Below are 17,069 nucleotides of genomic sequence, written 5' to 3' on the forward strand. Positions count from 1 at the left end.
TTCTACTATAAAACATTATATAACATAATAATAGAATAACAAAGGGAACTGTCATGAAATCACTGAAACTCGCACTCCTGTTGGGTTCGGCGCTGGTTGCCCTCAGCCCTGCGGCCTTTGCCCAGACCAAGGGCGGCGTCATCAATGTCGCGACCATCGGCGAGCCGCCGACACTTGACGCCATGGCATCGACGGCCGATCTGGTCGGCATTGTTTCCCAGCACATTTTCGAGACACTCTACACCTTCGATGAAAACTGGAACCCGACCCCGCTGCTGGCGGCAAGCCTGCCGGAGATTTCGGCGGATGGCAAAATCTACACGATCAAGCTGCGCACCGGCGTCAAGTTCCATGACGGCACCGACATGGATTCCGCCGATGTCGTGGCTTCGCTGAAGCGCTGGACCCAGATCGCCTCGCGCGGCAAGCAGGTCGCGCCTCTGATCACATCCATTGACGCGGTGGATGCCTCGACCGTCCGCATCACGCTCAATGCCCCGCATGCACCGCTGCTGTCGCTGCTGGCGTTCAACAATGCCGCGGCGATCATCCTCCCAAGTGAAAAGCAGCAGAACCCGATGACCGACCCGGTCGGCACGGGCCCCTACAAGCTGAAGGAGCGCAAGGCCGACCAGTATATCCAGCTCGTGCGCTTTGACGGCTACAAGTCTCCGGAAGGGCGCGAGAATGGCTATGGCGGCGCCCGTCATCAATATCTCGACGAAATCCGTTTCGTTCCTGTCCCTGATGCCAATACCCGGGTCGAAGGCGCGATTTCCGGCCAGTTCGACTATGCCGACAGTCTGCCCGTCGAGGCCTATGACCGCCTGAAGGGCCAGAAGGTCACCGAGCCGGTGCTGCTGAAGCCCTTCGGCTGGCCGGTCTTCGTGCTGAACACGGCGCAGGGCCTGACCAAGAACCAGGATATGCGCCTGGCGATCCGCGCTGCGCTCAACGTGGAAGACATGCTGGCCGCCGCTTTCGGCAGCAAGGACTTCTATGCGCTCAATGGATCGTTCTATCCGGCATCCTATAGCTGGGCGAGCGATGCGGGCGTCAAGGATGGCTATAATATCGGCGATCCCGAAAAGGCCGCGACGCTTCTGAAGCAAGCCAATTACGACGGCAAGCCGGTGCGCATTCTCACCAGCCGCCAGTATGAGTTCCACTACAAGATGGCACAGGTCGCAGCGGAATATCTGAAGGCCGCCGGGATCAATGTCGATCTGCAGGTGGTCGACTGGGCAACACTGACGCAGCGCCGCGCCGACCCGGCACTCTGGGATATCTATATCAGCCACAGCCCGTTTCTGCCGGAACCCGCGCTGATCGGCGCCCTGTCGACCAGTGCGCCGGGCAATTGGGATACACCGGCCCGCAAGGTGGCGGTGGATGCCTTCAATGCCGAAACGGACCCGAAGAAGCGTATCGCGCTGTGGGCGGACGTTCAGAAGGTGATCTACGCGGAAGCGCCGATCATCAAGATCGGCGATTTCAACGCGCTGTCGGCCAAATCGCCCAAGCTGGAGCACTTTACTCCGGCGCCTTGGCCCTATTTCTGGAACGTGTCGCTCAAGCAGTAATCTGAAGCGTTCGGGCGCGGGCGGCCGCAAGCCGCCTGCCGCCGGTCCCTTCGTATCGTAGCTCCCGCAGCAGGATCCAACCGGCCCATGCTCCGTTACATCTTCCAACGCTTTATCGGCATGATTGTCGTGATGTTTCTGGTGGTGACCATCGTGTTCATCATCGTCCGTGTCACGCCCGGCGATCCGGCGGCCGTCATGCTCGGACCGGAAGCGACCGCTGCCGATATCGCGCAGTTGCGGGCAACCCTCGGGCTCGACCGCTCCATCCTCGTCCAGTACGTCTATTTCATCGGCCAGTTGCTGCAGGGCGATCTCGGACGGTCGATCTTTCTCGACCAGCCAGTGCTGACGGCATTGGCGCAGCGCGCCGAGCCGACATTTTTCCTCACGGTTTTCTCGATCCTGATTGCCAGTGTCATTGCGATCCCCATCGGGGTCTATGCCGCGTACCGGCGCGGATCGGTCTTCGATCAGGCCGCAACGGCGCTTGCCATGCTGGCGGCCAGCATTCCCAGCTTCTGGCTCGGCCTGATCCTGATGCAGGTGTTTGCCGTCCGCTTCGGCATCTTCCCGGTCTCGGGTTATGGCGGACCGGACACGACGCTGGGCGAGCGGCTGTATCATCTCGTTTTGCCGGCTTTTGCGCTGGGAATCGTTTCATCGGCACTGATCATGCGGTTTACCCGCGCTTCGATGCTGGATGTGCTGGGGGATGACTACATCCGCACCGCCCGGGCCAAGGGCGTTGTCGAACGCAGTGTCGTGCTCAAGCACGCCTTCAAGAATGCGCTGATTCCGATCATCACCGTCGTCGGCCTGACGGCCGCCGTGCTGATCTCCGGTGCGGTGGTGACGGAGACGGTGTTCGGCCTGCCCGGTGTCGGCAATCTCGTCGTCTCGGCCGTGCTGCGCCGCGATTACCCGGTTATTCAGGGCGCACTCCTCATCATCGCCGGGCTCTACGTCCTCATCAATTTCGCCATCGACATGCTTTACCTCGTCGTTGATCCAAGGGTGCGCTACTGATGACCGATATCGTTTCACCCGTTCCCGCCAGCGAGCGCAGCAAATTCCTGCGCGTTCTCCTGCGCCGCAAGACCGTCCTGTTCGGCCTGATCGTTCTGGCAATCTTCATCACGCTTGCCATTCTCGCGCCGCTCATCGCCCCCTATGCGCCGAACAAGCTGTCGATCGTCAACCGGCTGAAGCCGCCGAGCGCCCAATGGATATTCGGCACGGACGAATTCGGACGCGACGTGTTTTCGCGCACGATCTATTCCGCCCGGCTGTCGCTGCTCGTTGGTTTTGCCGTGGTGGTGCTCGCCTCGCTTATTGGCGTGACCCTCGGTATTCTCGCCGGTTTCTTCCACAAGCTTGATGCGCCGATCACCCGGCTGATCGATGCGATGATGGCATTCCCCGATATCCTGCTTGCCATTGCGCTGGTTGCGGCGCTCGGTCCGTCGCTGACGACGGTGATCATCGCGCTCAGCATCGTCTACGCGCCGCGGCTTGCCCGCGTGGTGCGGGCCTCGACACTGGTCATCCGCGAACTGCCCTATGTGGAAGCCGCCCATGCGCTTGGCATTTCGACGCCGCATATCCTGACGCGCCATATCCTGCGCAATCTGCTCTCGCCCATCCTCGTCCAGGGAACGTTCCTGTTTGCCCATGCCATGCTGGCGGAAGCCGGCCTGTCGTTCCTCGGGCTTGGCGTCAGCCCTGAAGTGCCGACCTGGGGCACGATGATTGCCGCCGGCCGGCAATATGTCGGTCAGGCCGACTGGATGACCCTGTTTCCCGGCATTGCCATCGTGCTCTCCGTTCTCTCGCTGCAAATGGTCGGCGATGGCTTCCGCGACCTCCTAGACCCCCGCCTCAGAAAGGATCTCTGATCATGCCCGCCCCCTCCGCAACCGACGGCCGTTTGCTGCTGACCAATGTCAAGCCGGTTGCCTTTGGCCCCAATACACCCTCCGGCACCATTGATATCCTGATCGGTGCGGATGGAAAAATCGCCGAATTCGGCCCCTCCCTGAACGTCGCCGGCGATGCCAGGCGCATTGACATGAAGGGCGCCTGGATTTCGCCCGGCTGGACCGACCTGCATGCCCATGTCTGGCATGGCGGAACCGATATCTCGGTTCGCCCGCAAATCTGCGGTGTCGAGCGCGGCGTGACGACCATCGTCGATGCGGGCTCGGCAGGTGAAGCGAATTTCCACGGCCTGCGCGAATATATCATCGAACCGGCAAAGGAACGCATCAAGGCTTTCCTCAATCTCGGCTCGATTGGCCTTGTCGCCTGCAACCGCGTCAGCGAACTCAGCGATATCCGCTCCATCGATCTCGACCGCACGGTCGCCTGCGTCAACGAAAACCGCGACCACATTGTCGGCCTGAAGGTGCGTGCCAGCCATGTCATCACCGGCTCCTGGGGCGTGACTCCGGTCAAGGTCGGCAAGAAGGTGGCAAAAATTCTCAAGCTGCCGATGATGGTGCATGTGGGCGAACCGCCTGCGCTCTATGACGAAGTGCTGGAGATTCTGGGACCGGGCGACATCATCACCCATTGCTTCAACGGCAAGGTCGGCGCCAGCATCATCGAAGACGAGGATCTGTTCGAACTGGCGGAACGCTGCGCCGGTGAAGGCATCCGGCTCGATATCGGCCATGGCGGCGCATCGTTCTCGTTCCGCGTGGCGGAAGTCGCCATCAGCCGCGGCCTGCTGCCTTTCTCCATCTCGACCGACATCCACCTGCACAGCCTGAACTATTCCGTGTGGGATCTGGGAACGACGATGTCGAAGCTGCTGAGCGTCGGCATGCCGTTCGACAAAGTCGTCGAGGCCGTGACGCTCTCGCCGGCATCGGCCATCGGCCTGCCGACCGACAATCTCCTCTCCGTCGGCAAGCCGGCCGAGTTCACCATCTTTGAACTGGTTGATTCAGATCTCAGCGTCATCGATTCGCTGGGCTATGAAGCGACGCTGCACAAACTGTTCGAACCGCGCATGGTGGTTCTGGGCACCGAAACCATCGCGGCGAGCCGCTATCAACCGGTGAAGCCCGAGCTGGTCAATCACCGCCATACCCATTCATACCGCTAAGGAGCTCGCGTGAATCCTTCATCCAGTCCGGCTGTCGACGCCGGCACATCTCCTTACACCAGGCTGAAGGCGCTGGGCATCGTGCTGCCGCCGGCACCGCGTCCGATTGCCAATTTCGTTACCCACATCCAGGAAGGCAACATGCTGTACCTCTCGGGCCAGGGCCCGCGCGAGGATGACGGCTTCATGCATACGGGCAAGGTGGGCGATAACGTCAGCGTCGAGGACGCCTACGCCCATGCCCGGCTGACCGGCATCAACCTGCTGGCGGTCCTGCATTCCGCCCTGGGCGATCTTGGCCGTGTCAAGCAGGTGGTCAAGCTGCTCGGCATGGTCAATGCCGTGCCTGACTTTGCCGATCATCCGCTTGTTATCAACGGATGCTCCGATCTGCTGATCGACGTGTTCGGCGATGCGGGGCAGCATGCCCGCTCGGCCGTGGGCTTCGGCTCGCTACCGGGCAACATCACCGTGGAGATCGAGGCGATCATCGCCTTGAGGGACTAGGATCAGGAATGACTGCGCCAGCCCATCACCGTTTCGATCCGTTCGGCAGATGCCTTGACCTCGGCCGTGTAGCGCTCGGGGTCATCGGCAATCTTCTGCTCGGGCAGAACGATGGAGATGGTGGCAACGCAGGTGCCCTTGTCGTCGCATACGGGCGAGGCAACACAGGCGACGGCGTAGTCGGATTCGCCCGCCTGGATGGAAATGCGCGATTGCAGCGCCTCGGCAGCGGCTTTCGACAGCGCTGCCGGTTCGATGACGGCGCGGCCAGTGGGCGAGGATTTGGCGCAGCGCTTGAACAGATCCAGCCGTTCGGCTTCGGGCAGATGGCCGACAAGCAGGCGGCCGGATGCGGTCCAGTTCAGCGGTACGCGCGTACCGACGCGCGACGTGACATGGAAATGGCCGGGACCATCGGCCATGGCCAGAACCATCATGTGATCGCCGTCGCGGCCGCAAACCTGCACCGTTTCACCCGATACGCGGCTGAGATTGTGCATTTCGTGGTTGGCGACGTCGAGAAAATCCAGCGAGCGGGCATAGGCGAGACCGTAGTGGTAAAGCCGTGCGCCCAGCCAGACGGAGCCGTCATTGTTGCGGGAGAGAAGGTTCTTCTCAACCAGATCGTCAATGATGACGTAGACCGTCGACAGCGGCGCACCGATGGCCTTGGCAATGCCGTAGACACCGGCCGGGCTGCCGGTTTCGTAGAGATAGTCCAGAACCTGCAAGGCGCGGTCGATGCCGCTGACACGGGAACGGCGGCCCGTCGCTTCCGGTTGTTCGGTTGTCTCAAGACCGGGGGCAGCGCCCATGTCTGATGTCTTTGCGTCCACGTTCAGGCTCCTGGCAGGCTCGATTGATGTTCAAACAGTTTATTACATTATAATGGCATATATGCCTAGAAAATGGAATGTGTTGCAAGCGGCAACATTTCGAGGAGATTAGCATGACAGACTCTCACAACCCCGACGATATTCGCGAAACGCTCGGGTTGCGACCCGTTATCAACGTGTCCGGCACGATGACCTCGCTGGGGGCGTCGATCGTGGTTCCGCAAGCGGTCGCCGCCATGACGGCAATCCTGCCGCAGTTCGTCGAGGTCAACGACCTGCAGAAGAAGGCGAGCCCGGTGATTGCCCGGCTGACCGGCGGCGAGGCCGGCTTTGTCACGGCGTCCTGCTCCGCCGGCATCAGCCTCGCGGTGGCTGCGGCCATGACGGGGAACGATCTTGCCGCCATCGAACGCCTGCCCGACACCACGGGATTGAAGGACGAAGTCATCATCCAGATGGGCCACGTGGTCAGCTATGGCGCGCCGGTCGATCAGGGTATCCGGCTCGCCGGTGCCAAGGCCGTTCTGGTCGGTCAGGCGACATCCTGCTACCCCTATCATCTCGATGGGGCAATCAACGAGCGCACCGCCGCAGCCGTCTTTGTTGTCTCGCATCACACGGTTCAGTACGGCCTCGTTGCCCTGCAGAAATTTGCCGAAGTCTGCCACGCCCGCGGCGTGCCAGTCATCGTCGATGCGGCGTCCGAATATGATCTGAAGATCTTTCTGGAGCAGGGGGCCGACATCGCGCTCTATTCCGCGCACAAGTTTTTGGGCGGTCCGACCGGCGGCATCGTCGCCGGCGCCAAGGATTTCGTCCGCAACACCTTCCTGCAGAATATGGGCATTGGCCGCGGCATGAAAGTGGGCAAGGAGAGCATCCTTGGAATCATCGCTGCGCTGGAAGCCTGGGAAAAGCGCGACCATGCGGGTATCCGCGAGCGGGAAACCGGCTATCTCAACCTCTGGCAGCAGACGCTTGCGGGCAAGCCGGGCGTCACGGCAGTCATCGAGCCCGACCCGACACACAATCCGCTCGACCGCCTGCGCGTCACCATCGAACCGCAGGCCGCCCATATCTCCGCCTGGGATCTCGCCGATGCACTGGCACAGGGCGCGCGCCCGGTGATCGTCCGGGACCACGAGGTCGAACACGGCTATTTCTATATGGACCCGTGCAATCTGCATCCGGGAGAAGAAACCATTGTGGCCAGCCGTCTGACGGAAGAGCTTGGCAAGGCGCGTGCGTCCAACGCGATCATCTCGACCCCGGTTGAAAACCGCTATGCGCGCCGCATGGCCGGTCTCATGCGCTGGCCCGACTGACCGGCGCATCGCCACCTGCCAACGGAAAGGATTTGTACTCATGGACAATCGTCAGCCTTCCCATCCCGGCAACAGGGGCAATGCCCCCGCGCCGGTCCTGTCGGTCGCCAATCTGACGACATCCTTCCAGTCCGACGGCAGATGGCGGCCGGTTGTGCGCAATGTCTCGTTCGACGTGGCGCCGGGGGAGACGGTGGCCATCGTCGGCGAATCCGGTTCGGGCAAGAGCGTGACATCGCTGTCCATCATGCGGCTGTTGCAGAAGGACAAGAGCCGAATCGAAGGCCGCATCATGCTGGACGGCAAGGACATTCTTGCGCTTCCCGAGAGCCAGATGCGGGCGGTGCGCGGCAATGACGTCGCCATGATCTTTCAGGAGCCGATGACCTCGCTCAATCCGCTGTTCACCGTGGGCCAGCAGATCAGCGAAGCCCTGCTCTGCCATTCCGCCATGTCGCGGGCGGAGGCCAAGGCCGAAACGATCCGGCTTCTGGAGAAGGTGCGCATTCCCGCCGCGCAATCGCGCTTCGACGAATATCCGCACCGCTTCTCCGGCGGCATGCGCCAGCGCGTGATGATTGCCATGGCGCTGGCCAGCAAGCCGAAGCTGCTGATCGCGGATGAGCCGACGACGGCGCTAGACGTGACGATCCAGGGCCAGATTCTCGATCTGATCAAGCTGCTGCAGGAAGAGGAGGGCACATCCGTCCTCTTCATCACCCACGATATGGGCGTGGTTGCCGAGATCGCTGACCGCACCGTCGTCATGTATAATGGCGAGGCGGTGGAAACCGGCAGGACCGAGGACATCTTTGCCCGTCCGCAGCATCCCTATACCCGCTCGCTTCTTTCCGCTGTTCCCATTCTCGGCTCGATGAAGGGACACAAGCGTCCGTTGCGGTTTCCGGTGGTGGACCGGGCAACCGGCACGTCGGATGTGCCTGTCGAGGCCGCCGACACCGTCAAATCGCAGGTAAAGCCACTGCTCGAGGTGAAGAACCTCACCACCCGCTTCAATATTCACTCGGGGATGTTCGGACAACTGGAAGGCCGCGTGCATGCGGTGGAGAATCTGTCCTTCACCCTGCAGCCGGGCGAGACCCTGTCGCTCGTCGGTGAATCCGGTTGCGGCAAGTCGACGACCGGACGCTCGATCATGCGTCTGGTGCAGCCGCTCAGCGGCGAGGTGCTGCTGAACGGGGAAGACGTGCTGACCATGGAGCCGAAGCGGCTGCGCGATATGCGCCGCACCATGCAGATGATCTTTCAGGACCCGTTCGCCAGTCTCAACCCGCGCATCACCGTCGGCGCTGCGATTGCCGAACCCTATCTCGAACACAAGCTTGGAACGCGCGCGCAGGCAAAGGAGCGTGTTGCCGATCTTCTGGAACGGGTCGGGCTGACGGCGGATATGGCAAGCCGCTATCCGCATGAATTTTCCGGCGGTCAAAGGCAGCGCGTGTGCATTGCCCGCGCACTCGCACTCGATCCGAAACTGATCGTCGCCGATGAATCCGTCTCGGCGCTGGACGTGTCGATCAAGGCGCAGGTCATCAACCTTTTGCTCGATCTGCAGGCGAGCCTCAACCTTGCCTATCTCTTCATCTCGCACGATATCGCCGTGGTGGAACGGGTCAGCCATCGCATCGCGGTGATGTATCTCGGTGAGATCGTCGAGATCGGATCGCGCGAAGCCATCTTCGAGAACCCGCAGCATCCCTATACGCGCAAGCTCATTTCAGCCGTGCCGGTGCCCGATCCGTCGCGGCGTGGCATCAAGCGGCCGGTCTCCAATGACGAGATCAAGAGCCCGGTGCGCACGCCGGACTTCATCGTGCCTGTGCGGCAATACAATGAAGTCTCGGCGGGGCACCTGGTTCAGGTGCAGTAAGCCCTTACTTCGCTTTCTTGGAACCGACCAGTTCGTCCCATTTGCGGAAGGCGATGACCATCTTGTCCGGCTTCAGCGGCAGTTCGATCGGGTTGTTGGCGATCAGCCCGGCATATTCCTCCCGGCCGAACTGCTTGATCACGTCCTGGCTGTGCTGCGGTGCCATGGACAGCGGCACGTTCTTCACTGCCGGACCCGGATAGAGATAGCCCTCGTCATAGGAATAGGCCTGCGCCTTGGGGGTGAGCAGGAAGGCCATCAGGTCGAGGACGACAGCCGCCTTGTCGTCGGCGATGCCCTTGGGCATGCACATGAAGAAGGCGTCGGAAACCCAGTGGAAACCCTTGAGGGTGCCGATCTTTGCCGTTTCGGGCACGATGCCGAGCGCGCGCGGATTGATGTCCCAGCCGGTGGTGCTGATGATGATGTCGCGCGATCCTTCGCCGAATTCCTTCATCGTCGCGCCGGTTCCAGCCGGATAATAATCGATGTACTGGCCGAGATCGGCGAGATAGGTCCAGGTCTTGTCCCAGCCATTGATCGGGTCCTGCGGGTCTTTGTCGCCGAGAATATAGGGCAGCCCCATCATGAAGGTGCGGCCGGGACCGGAATTGGTCGGGCGGGCATACATGAAGCGCCCGGGGTTTTCCTTGGCATAGGCCAGAAGTTCTTCCGCGCTGGTCGGGACCTTCTTGACCCGTTCCGGATCATATTCGATCAGCGGGCCCGAGGGGTAATAATTGACGACGACGCCGTAGCCGTCGCCCTGCGCCTTGTGCAGGGCGAGCGCGGCGGGTTCGTAGTTTTCCTCGATCCCCGGAAACTTGTCGGCGAAATCCGGCAGGATTTTCAGCCATGTTTCATTGGCAAGCCCGGCCGCCAATCCGTCGCTGCCGGTCAGAACGATATCGATATCGATGCGGCCAGCGCTCTGCTGCGCCTTGAGCTTGCCGGCGAGCTCCGTCACCGGCGCCTTGGTGAAGATGATCCGCGATGCCCGTTCCGGATAGGTCTTGGCATATTCCTCGAATGCGGGCTGGATCAGCGCCAGCGCACCGCCCACGTCCATCACGGTGATCACGACAGGCGCGGAGGGCAGGGCGGGTGTCTTGGCCCAGGCGGGCATCGCGCCCGCCATTGCCGATGCGGTCATGCCGCCGAGCAGCACCCGGCGGCTCATTCGAAACTGGTCATTTCCCATTTGCATTCCCCTTTATTGTTCTTGGATGTTTCAGTTGCAGTTTCTGATCTCGTCGCCAATGCGGACGCTGCGGATGGCCATGCTGTCCGACCAGTCGATTTCCGCATGCGGCAGGGTGATGTTGCGGGCGCGCAGGGCCGGTGCCAGTGCAACCAGCAATCGCGTCGATGCCATTTCAACGGCCTGTTCGAAGGACGCGATGCCCCAACGGACAAGGTTGCGCACCCCGTCATCGAGACAAAGGGACGATCCGGCCAGCCCCGTCGTTCCGGGCAGGCGCACGGTGCCGTCTGCGGTGCGCTCGATACGCATGCCGGCGAAATCATAGGTGCCTGCGGGAACGGCGGCTGCGGCGACAGCGTCGGTCACCAGGGCGCAGCGTTCGAAACCCTTGGCCCGCATCAGCGATTTCAGCGCCTTGGGTGGAAGATGAATACCATCGGCAATGAAGGTCGCCAGCAGCCGGTCTTCGCCAAGCTGGGCAAAGAGCGGATTGTCGAGCTTGGGCATGATCTGCGGCAGGCCGTTGCCGAGATGCGTCGACAGGCTCGCCCCGGCCAGCGCCGCGGCCTCCACCATGGCGAAATCCGCAGCGGAATGGCCGATTGCAACCAGAATATCCCGTGCCGCCATGGCCCGGATGAAATCGAGGCCGCCGGATATCTCAGGCGCGACGGTCACGAGAAGAATCGGCCGCTTGATCGCGTCTTGCAGACGCGTGACCAGGGCGGGATCAGCCGATGTCATGGCCTGTGCGGGATGGCACCCGGAAAAGCCCTGTGCCGGATTGAGAAACGGCCCCTCCAGATGGTATCCCGGACACATCAGCGGACCCAGACGGCTGGCGTTGACGCAGCGGTCGAGCGCGGTAAAGCGTGCTTCCAGTTCATCGGGATAGGCGGTGATGATCGTCGGCAGGCATGTGGTGACGCCCGTTGCCAGCATGGCCTCCAAGGCGCGGTCCAACGCCTCCGGTGTCACGCTGGCGGCGTTGAAATCCACCCCGGCAAACCCGTTGACCTGGATATCGACGAGGCCCGATGTGATCATGACAGTTTCGACGCCGAGTCCGGATCGAGCAGCAGGATTGTCTGCGGATGGGTCTGGATGATCGAGGCGGGATGACGTGGGTCGACCGGACCTTCCAGTGCGTCCTTGACGGCCTGTGCCTTGCGCGCGTCGGGCACGGAAAGGATGATGAGGCGGCTTTTGAGGATTTCCCGGATGCTCATCGAAATGGCCTGCTCAGGCACGGCGTCCAGCGACGGGAACCAGCCTTCACCCATCTGCTGCCTGCGGCATGCCTCATCCAGCGTCACCACGATATAGGGCTCTTCCGTATCGAAATCGGCGGGCGGATCGTTGAAGGCCAGATGGCAGTTTTCGCCGATACCGGCAAAGCAGACATCGATATCGTGTTCGGCGATCACCGCGCTGAGTCGCTTTGCTTCGGCCTGCGGATTGCCCTCGGCATTGACCGGATGAAACGTTACATTGCCACCGAGCGGCGCAACGAACCGCTCCTGCAGATATTTGCGGAAGCTGGCGGGGTGGGTGATGTCCATGCCGACATATTCATCAAGATGGAACGCCGTGACCCGTGACCAGTCGATGTCCTCCGCCGCAACGAGATTTTGCAGGAGTTCGAACTGGCTGGCGCCCGTGGCGACAATGATCGACGCCTTGCCCTTTTGCGCAATCGCCTGGCGGATCGCCGCCGCGCCAAGCGCAGCGCCGGTCGCGCCAAGGACCTGCTTGTCAGATAAAATACGCGTATCGACCATGGGCTTTACCAACCTTCTTGCATATGCTTTTCACCGTGGCCGCCATTGTAAGCATAGCTGTCCATGGCACTGCAAGGTATTTTAGAATAATATTATTCAAAAATAAGAACGAGGGCGTTCCCGCATGATTCTGACCGTTGACGAGACGCATTATGACGATGCCCACCAGCGTGACTGCGCCCGGGTCGTGGCGCTTGTCTCCGACGGCGGCCAGCATTCCCGCCCCGGCATTGCCGAAGCGCTCGACATGACCTCGACCACCACGTCAAAAGTGGTGGGGGACCTGATCGCGCGCGGCCTGCTGGTGGAAACGGCCGGCGAAAAAAGCGGGCGGGGCCGCCCCGCCATCCGGATCGGCCTCAACACGCAGCGTTTCGCCGCAACGGTCATTCACGTGTCGAGCCGTTCCCTGCGCGGCACGCTGGTGGATTTCGGCGGCCGGACGCTGGAACGCTTCAGTCTCGATATGCGGGCCGACGCCGACTGCGGCCAGATGACGGCCGCCATGCAGGATCTGGTCACGCTTCTGGCGGACAAGTGTCCGGCGGGAATGCAGCATATCGGGACATCCGTGTCCGTATCCGGCGTTGTCGATGTCGAAAGCCGCACCTGGCTGCTCACCTCGCGCTGGCCGAAGATCCGCGATTTTGACCTGGCGGCGGCGCTGGCGCCGGTCACCCCGGAGGTTCTGGTCTGCCGGCACCTCGATGCCGAACTCAATGCCCGCATGCTGCAGGACCCGGTTTACGGCACCGACAATACATTGCTCCTGCACTGGGGCTGGGGCATCGGCCTGGCCTACAGCGTGAATGGCGATCCGTTCATCCGTGCGGGCGGACCGTTCGGCGAAATCGGCCATTGGCGTTTCAACCTGCTGGAAGACCGCCCCTGCGGCTGCGGCAATCATGGCTGTCTTGAAACAGCAGCGTCTCTGTGGGCGCTGCTGCCCCGGATGCTCGAACGATGGCCGTCCCTGTCCGAGAACGAGGAAGTGCTGGCCGGGCAAATGGCCCGGCGGCCCCTGCTCGACATGGAAGATATGCGCACCGGGGTCGAGCTCATGGCGCGATCCCTCGCCAATGTCTGCCGCCTGCTTTTTCCCAAGCGGGTTATCGTGACAGGACCATTCATTGCCAATGCGGATGTCTGGCAGGCGTTCGAGCAGGCTTTCCAGGCGGAAGGCCTGATCGGAACGCTGGAACTGCCGGTTCTGATCGCGGACAAATCAAGCGAGGAGTTCGCCATTCTCGGTGCCGTCCGGCCGCTGTTCAATCTGGGGCTTGAGACATTCATCCGATCGTGAGATGACACAGCCTGCGAATATCCGATTGCACCAACGCCACGGCCCCGCCGGAAGAACACAGCAGGACACCATACCGATCATGACCCAGCAATTCATCGATCACCTCACGAGCGAGCTGAAAGGCTTGAAGGAGTCCGGGCTTTACAAGTCCGAACGTGTCATCACCTCCAAGCAGGCCGGACAAATCGAGGTCTCCGGCGGTGCCAGGGTCCTGAATTTCTGCGCCAACAATTATCTCGGTCTTGCCGACAATGCGGAGCTGGCGGAAGCCGGAAAAGCCGCACTCGACCGTTACGGCTATGGCATGGCTTCGGTCCGTTTCATCTGCGGCACGCAGGAAGAGCACAAGCAGCTTGAGTCGCGCATCTCCAGTTTTCTCGGGCTGGAAGACACGATCCTCTATTCCAGCTGCTTCGATGCCAATGGCGGCCTGTTCGAGACCCTTTTGGGCGAAGAGGATGCGATCATTTCCGATGCGCTGAACCATGCTTCGATCATTGACGGCGTGCGCCTGTCGAAGGCAAAGCGCTTCCGCTATGCCAACAACGATATGGCGGCGCTGGAGGAAGAACTGAAGAAAGCCGAAGGCAGCCGGTTCAAGCTGATCGCCACCGACGGCGTCTTTTCCATGGACGGCATTATCGCCAATCTCGGGGGTGTGTGCGATCTCGCCGAAAAATACGGCGCCATGGTCATGGTCGACGACAGCCATGCGGTCGGCTTTGTCGGCAGGCATGGCCGTGGTTCCGCCGACCATTGCGGCGTCGAAGGCCGGGTGGATATCATCACCGGCACACTGGGTAAGGCGCTGGGCGGCGCATCGGGCGGCTACACCTCGGGGAAGGCCGAAGTGATCGACTGGCTGCGCCAGCGGTCGCGGCCCTATCTGTTCTCCAACACGCTGGCGCCGGTCATCGCGGCAGCCTCGCTGAAGGTCTTCGACCTGATCGACCGGGGTGCCGACCTGCGGGCGCGCCTCAGCGCCAATGCCGCGCATTTCCGCAAGGATATGAGCAAGCTTGGCTTCACCCTTGCCGGTGCCGATCATCCGATCATCCCCGTCATGCTGGGCGACGCATCGTTGGCGCAGGAAATGGCGGCGCGCATGCTGGACAAGGGCGTCTATGTCATCGGTTTTGCCTTCCCGGTCGTGCCGAAAGGCCAGGCGCGCATCCGCACCCAAATGTCTGCTGCCCACACCACGGAAGATGTCGCCCGCGCTATAGACGTCTTTGCCGAAGTCGGGCGTGATCTCGGCATCATCAAATAGGAAAAACACCATGTCGAACATGATGAAGGCACTGGTAAAGGCCAAGGCGGAACCCGGCATCTGGATGGAGCATGTTCCCGTGCCGGAGCCCGGTCCCAACGATGTGCTGATCCGCGTGAAAAAATCTGCGATCTGCGGCACTGACGTTCACATCTACAATTGGGATCAGTGGGCGCAGGCGACGATTCCCGTACCGATGGTTGTCGGGCATGAGTTCTGCGGCGAGATTGCCGACATCGGCTCGGCGGTCACCAAATACAAGGTCGGGCAGCGGGTTTCCGGCGAGGGGCATATTGTCTGCGGCACCTGCCGCAACTGCCGGGCGGGCAGGGGGCATCTCTGCCGCAACACGCTGGGTGTCGGTGTGCATCGTCCCGGCTCGTTTGGTGAATATGTGTGCATTCCGGAATACAATGTCGTGCCGATTCCCGACGATATTTCCGACGAGATTGCCGCGATTTTCGATCCGTTCGGTAATGCGGTTCACACCGCGCTGAGTTTCGATCTGGTGGGCGAGGACGTGCTGGTCACGGGCGCCGGGCCCATCGGCATCATGGGTGCGCTGGTTGCCAAGCGCTCGGGCGCCCGCAAGGTCGTCATCACCGACATCAACCCGTCCCGCCTTGCGCTTGCCAAGCAGCTGGGCATCGATCACGTGGTCGATGCGTCGAAGGAAAACCTTGCAGATGTCATGCGCCAGATCGGCATGACCGAAGGGTTTGACGTCGGCCTCGAAATGTCCGGCGCCGCGCCGGCCTTCCGCGACATGATCGACAAGATGAACAATGGCGGCAAGATTGCCATTCTCGGCATCGCGCCGACCGGCTTCGAGATCGACTGGAACAAGGTCATTTTCAAGATGCTCAACCTGAAGGGCATTTACGGCCGGGAAATGTTCGAGACCTGGTACAAGATGATTGCCTTCGTGCAAGGGGGGCTTGATCTGAGCCGGATCATCACCCATCGGTTGCCGATCGATGATTTCCAGGCGGGCTTCGACGCCATGCGCTCCGGAAGCTCGGGCAAGGTTGTTCTGAGCTGGCACTGAAATAGGTGCCCTGTTTCGCAATGACGCCATTTCATGGCGTCATGATCGGCGCGGACATGCGCCGATACATGTAGTTCATGGTGCATCCGGAGGTTTTTGCCCATGACCAAGATGCTTGCCATTGTCCGCAGCCCTGAAGAGGCGGACATCGTCCTTCAGTGCGGCGCCGACATCATCGATGTACCGGCATCTGATCTGCAAGCGTTGCAGCCCTATGCAAAAGCCGCGCGCGGCAAGGCCGTGCTGTCCGCAACATTGCCAGAGGCGGCGCTCGCATCCCGTGCCGGGGAACTGGCGGGTGCAGGACTTGGGTTCATCGGCATTCCGGTCGAAACGTCCACGCCGCTTCACGCCCTCCCCGGCTTGCCCGCTCCGGCAAAGTGGATGGCGGTCGTTCATGTGGACCTGATGAGCGCGTTGCCCGACGTGTCCAGCCTGTCGTCCCAGGGCTTTGCCGTGATCATGCTGGATACGAGCAACGGATCGCGGCTGTTGAACCATGTGTCGCTCGCCCGAATCGATGCCTATGTCCGGGAGTGCCACGCGCTTTCGATCCTGGTCGGCATCGCCGGTGCGCTTGAAACGCCGGATATTCCGCGCCTTCTCAGTTTTCAGCTGGATATTCTGGGTTTCAGGCAGGCATTTTTCGAGAATGCCCATGCGGGCACGATCAACGTTGAGGCGGCTTCGCAAATCCGCGAGCTCATTCCTCCAGAGCGGCGGGACAGTCTTGCGCCCGGCGTCGATTATCAATTGCTGGCAGCGCGCGGCTATTTCCCCGATCCGGCCGAAGAAGGGCTTGGGACGGACAAGATTTTCGTCCGTGATTTCGTCCTGCCCGTCCATATCGGCGCGTACAGTTTCGAGCACGGCATTGCCCAGAAGATGCGTTTCGACGTCACCGCCGATGTCCTGCGGGTAACCCGCAATCCCGAGGACATGCGCCACATCGTGTCCTATGATCTGATCATGGACGGTATTCGCGCCATCGTCGCGCGCGGCCATATCGAGCTGTCGGAAACGCTGGCCGAGCGCATCGCCGCGTTCATCCTCGAGAATCCGCGTGTCACCCGCGTGGTGGTGCGGGCGGAAAAGCTGGAACTGGGGCCGGGGGGCGTGGGCGTCGAGATCGAGCGCAGGCGCGAGACACAGATCGCGCCGGTCCTGCCTGCCAACGCACCCGTATCGCATCGCAGGCGCGATCACTGA

At 61.5% G+C, this 17,069-nt stretch carries 15 protein-coding genes; 11 read left to right on the top strand and 4 right to left on the bottom strand.

Annotated features, from left to right (window positions below; all coding sequences use genetic code 11):
* The first annotated feature begins 53 nt into the window (after positions 1–53).
* The 5 genes from ACZ5FP_RS23445 (at position 54) to ACZ5FP_RS23465 (ending at position 5,202) form a co-directional block, all read left to right on the top strand.
* Positions 54–1,583 (top strand): ABC transporter substrate-binding protein, encoded by a 1,530-nt coding sequence (locus tag ACZ5FP_RS23445; RefSeq protein WP_464664471.1) that lies wholly within the window; start codon positions 54–56, stop codon positions 1,581–1,583.
* 87 nt (positions 1,584–1,670) lie between these two features.
* Positions 1,671–2,612, top strand: coding sequence for an ABC transporter permease (locus ACZ5FP_RS23450; RefSeq protein ID WP_464664472.1), 942 nt, complete (start codon positions 1,671–1,673; stop codon positions 2,610–2,612).
* A complete protein-coding gene (locus ACZ5FP_RS23455) occupies positions 2,612–3,481 on the top strand; it encodes an ABC transporter permease (RefSeq protein ID WP_105733398.1) in 870 nt (289 codons plus the stop codon). Before ACZ5FP_RS23450 ends, ACZ5FP_RS23455 begins: the two co-directional genes overlap by 1 nt.
* A 2-nt stretch (positions 3,482–3,483) precedes the next feature.
* Complete coding sequence (locus tag ACZ5FP_RS23460; RefSeq protein WP_463013234.1) at positions 3,484–4,695, top strand: amidohydrolase/deacetylase family metallohydrolase; 1,212 nt, start codon at positions 3,484–3,486, stop codon at positions 4,693–4,695.
* 9 nt (positions 4,696–4,704) lie between these two features.
* The gene (locus tag ACZ5FP_RS23465) at positions 4,705–5,202 is read left to right on the top strand and encodes a RidA family protein (RefSeq protein WP_288194274.1); all 498 of its coding nucleotides are present in this window, start codon (positions 4,705–4,707) and stop codon (positions 5,200–5,202) included.
* A 2-nt stretch (positions 5,203–5,204) separates the two neighbouring features.
* Here ACZ5FP_RS23465 and ACZ5FP_RS23470 read toward each other — a convergent pair whose 3' ends face one another.
* Positions 5,205–6,038 carry an IclR family transcriptional regulator gene (locus tag ACZ5FP_RS23470; protein WP_374042759.1) on the bottom strand — a complete coding sequence of 278 codons (834 nt, stop codon included), beginning with the start codon at positions 6,036–6,038 and terminating at the stop codon, positions 5,205–5,207.
* A gap of 113 nt (positions 6,039–6,151) precedes the next feature.
* Between ACZ5FP_RS23470 and ACZ5FP_RS23475 the strand changes: the two genes are divergently transcribed.
* Complete coding sequence (locus tag ACZ5FP_RS23475) at positions 6,152–7,363, top strand: aminotransferase class V-fold PLP-dependent enzyme (RefSeq protein WP_464664473.1); 1,212 nt, start codon at positions 6,152–6,154, stop codon at positions 7,361–7,363.
* Positions 7,364–7,403: 40 nt separating this feature from the next.
* On the top strand, positions 7,404–9,254 hold the full coding sequence (locus ACZ5FP_RS23480) for an ABC transporter ATP-binding protein (protein ID WP_464664474.1): 1,851 nt from the start codon (positions 7,404–7,406) through the stop codon (positions 9,252–9,254).
* 4 nt (positions 9,255–9,258) lie between these two features.
* Here ACZ5FP_RS23480 and ACZ5FP_RS23485 read toward each other — a convergent pair whose 3' ends face one another.
* From ACZ5FP_RS23485 to ACZ5FP_RS23495, 3 genes are read right to left on the bottom strand one after another with little or no spacing between them, the layout of a single operon-like run.
* Positions 9,259–10,455, bottom strand: a complete 1,197-nt coding sequence (locus ACZ5FP_RS23485; protein WP_464664475.1) for an ABC transporter substrate-binding protein — start codon at positions 10,453–10,455, stop codon at positions 9,259–9,261.
* Positions 10,456–10,485: 30 nt separating this feature from the next.
* Complete coding sequence (locus tag ACZ5FP_RS23490) at positions 10,486–11,505, bottom strand: amidohydrolase family protein (protein ID WP_464664476.1); 1,020 nt, start codon at positions 11,503–11,505, stop codon at positions 10,486–10,488.
* On the bottom strand, positions 11,502–12,239 hold the full coding sequence (locus tag ACZ5FP_RS23495; RefSeq protein WP_464664477.1) for a glucosamine-6-phosphate deaminase: 738 nt from the start codon (positions 12,237–12,239) through the stop codon (positions 11,502–11,504). The genes ACZ5FP_RS23490 and ACZ5FP_RS23495 overlap by 4 nt, the downstream gene beginning before the upstream one ends.
* Positions 12,240–12,363: 124 nt before the next feature.
* Here ACZ5FP_RS23495 and ACZ5FP_RS23500 point away from each other — a divergent pair, with 124 nt between their 5' ends.
* The 4 genes from ACZ5FP_RS23500 to ACZ5FP_RS23515 all read left to right on the top strand — a co-directional run bounded on the left by ACZ5FP_RS23500 (position 12,364) and on the right by ACZ5FP_RS23515 (position 17,069).
* Positions 12,364–13,542, top strand: a complete 1,179-nt coding sequence (locus ACZ5FP_RS23500; RefSeq protein ID WP_464664478.1) for an ROK family protein — start codon at positions 12,364–12,366, stop codon at positions 13,540–13,542.
* A gap of 79 nt (positions 13,543–13,621) precedes the next feature.
* Positions 13,622–14,812 carry a glycine C-acetyltransferase gene (locus tag ACZ5FP_RS23505; protein ID WP_464664479.1) on the top strand — a complete coding sequence of 397 codons (1,191 nt, stop codon included), beginning with the start codon at positions 13,622–13,624 and terminating at the stop codon, positions 14,810–14,812.
* 10 nt (positions 14,813–14,822) lie between these two features.
* Positions 14,823–15,860: an L-threonine 3-dehydrogenase gene (gene tdh, locus ACZ5FP_RS23510; RefSeq protein ID WP_223614785.1), complete on the top strand. Its 1,038-nt coding sequence runs from the start codon at positions 14,823–14,825 to the stop codon at positions 15,858–15,860.
* Positions 15,861–15,962: 102 nt separating this feature from the next.
* Entirely contained in the window at positions 15,963–17,069 is a 1,107-nt protein-coding gene (locus ACZ5FP_RS23515) for a (5-formylfuran-3-yl)methyl phosphate synthase (protein ID WP_464664480.1), read from the top strand.

Source organism: Phyllobacterium sp. T2-21 (genome assembly GCF_055378485.1).

Bases quoted from the DNA above. Each gene is read 5' to 3' on its own strand.
- ACZ5FP_RS23445 (WP_464664471.1), top strand. From the start codon at position 54: ATGAAATCACTGAAACTCGCACTCCTGTTGGGTTCGGCGCTGGTTGCC.
- ACZ5FP_RS23450 (WP_464664472.1), top strand. From the start codon at position 1,671: ATGCTCCGTTACATCTTCCAACGCTTTATCGGCATGATTGTCGTGATG.
- ACZ5FP_RS23455 (WP_105733398.1), top strand. From the start codon at position 2,612: ATGACCGATATCGTTTCACCCGTTCCCGCCAGCGAGCGCAGCAAATTC.
- ACZ5FP_RS23460 (WP_463013234.1), top strand. From the start codon at position 3,484: ATGCCCGCCCCCTCCGCAACCGACGGCCGTTTGCTGCTGACCAATGTC.
- ACZ5FP_RS23475 (WP_464664473.1), top strand. From the start codon at position 6,152: ATGACAGACTCTCACAACCCCGACGATATTCGCGAAACGCTCGGGTTG.
- ACZ5FP_RS23480 (WP_464664474.1), top strand. From the start codon at position 7,404: ATGGACAATCGTCAGCCTTCCCATCCCGGCAACAGGGGCAATGCCCCC.
- ACZ5FP_RS23485 (WP_464664475.1), bottom strand. From the start codon at position 10,455: ATGGGAAATGACCAGTTTCGAATGAGCCGCCGGGTGCTGCTCGGCGGC.
- ACZ5FP_RS23490 (WP_464664476.1), bottom strand. From the start codon at position 11,505: ATGATCACATCGGGCCTCGTCGATATCCAGGTCAACGGGTTTGCCGGG.
- ACZ5FP_RS23495 (WP_464664477.1), bottom strand. From the start codon at position 12,239: ATGGTCGATACGCGTATTTTATCTGACAAGCAGGTCCTTGGCGCGACC.
- ACZ5FP_RS23500 (WP_464664478.1), top strand. From the start codon at position 12,364: ATGATTCTGACCGTTGACGAGACGCATTATGACGATGCCCACCAGCGT.
- ACZ5FP_RS23505 (WP_464664479.1), top strand. From the start codon at position 13,622: ATGACCCAGCAATTCATCGATCACCTCACGAGCGAGCTGAAAGGCTTG.
- tdh (WP_223614785.1), top strand. From the start codon at position 14,823: ATGTCGAACATGATGAAGGCACTGGTAAAGGCCAAGGCGGAACCCGGC.
- ACZ5FP_RS23515 (WP_464664480.1), top strand. From the start codon at position 15,963: ATGACCAAGATGCTTGCCATTGTCCGCAGCCCTGAAGAGGCGGACATC.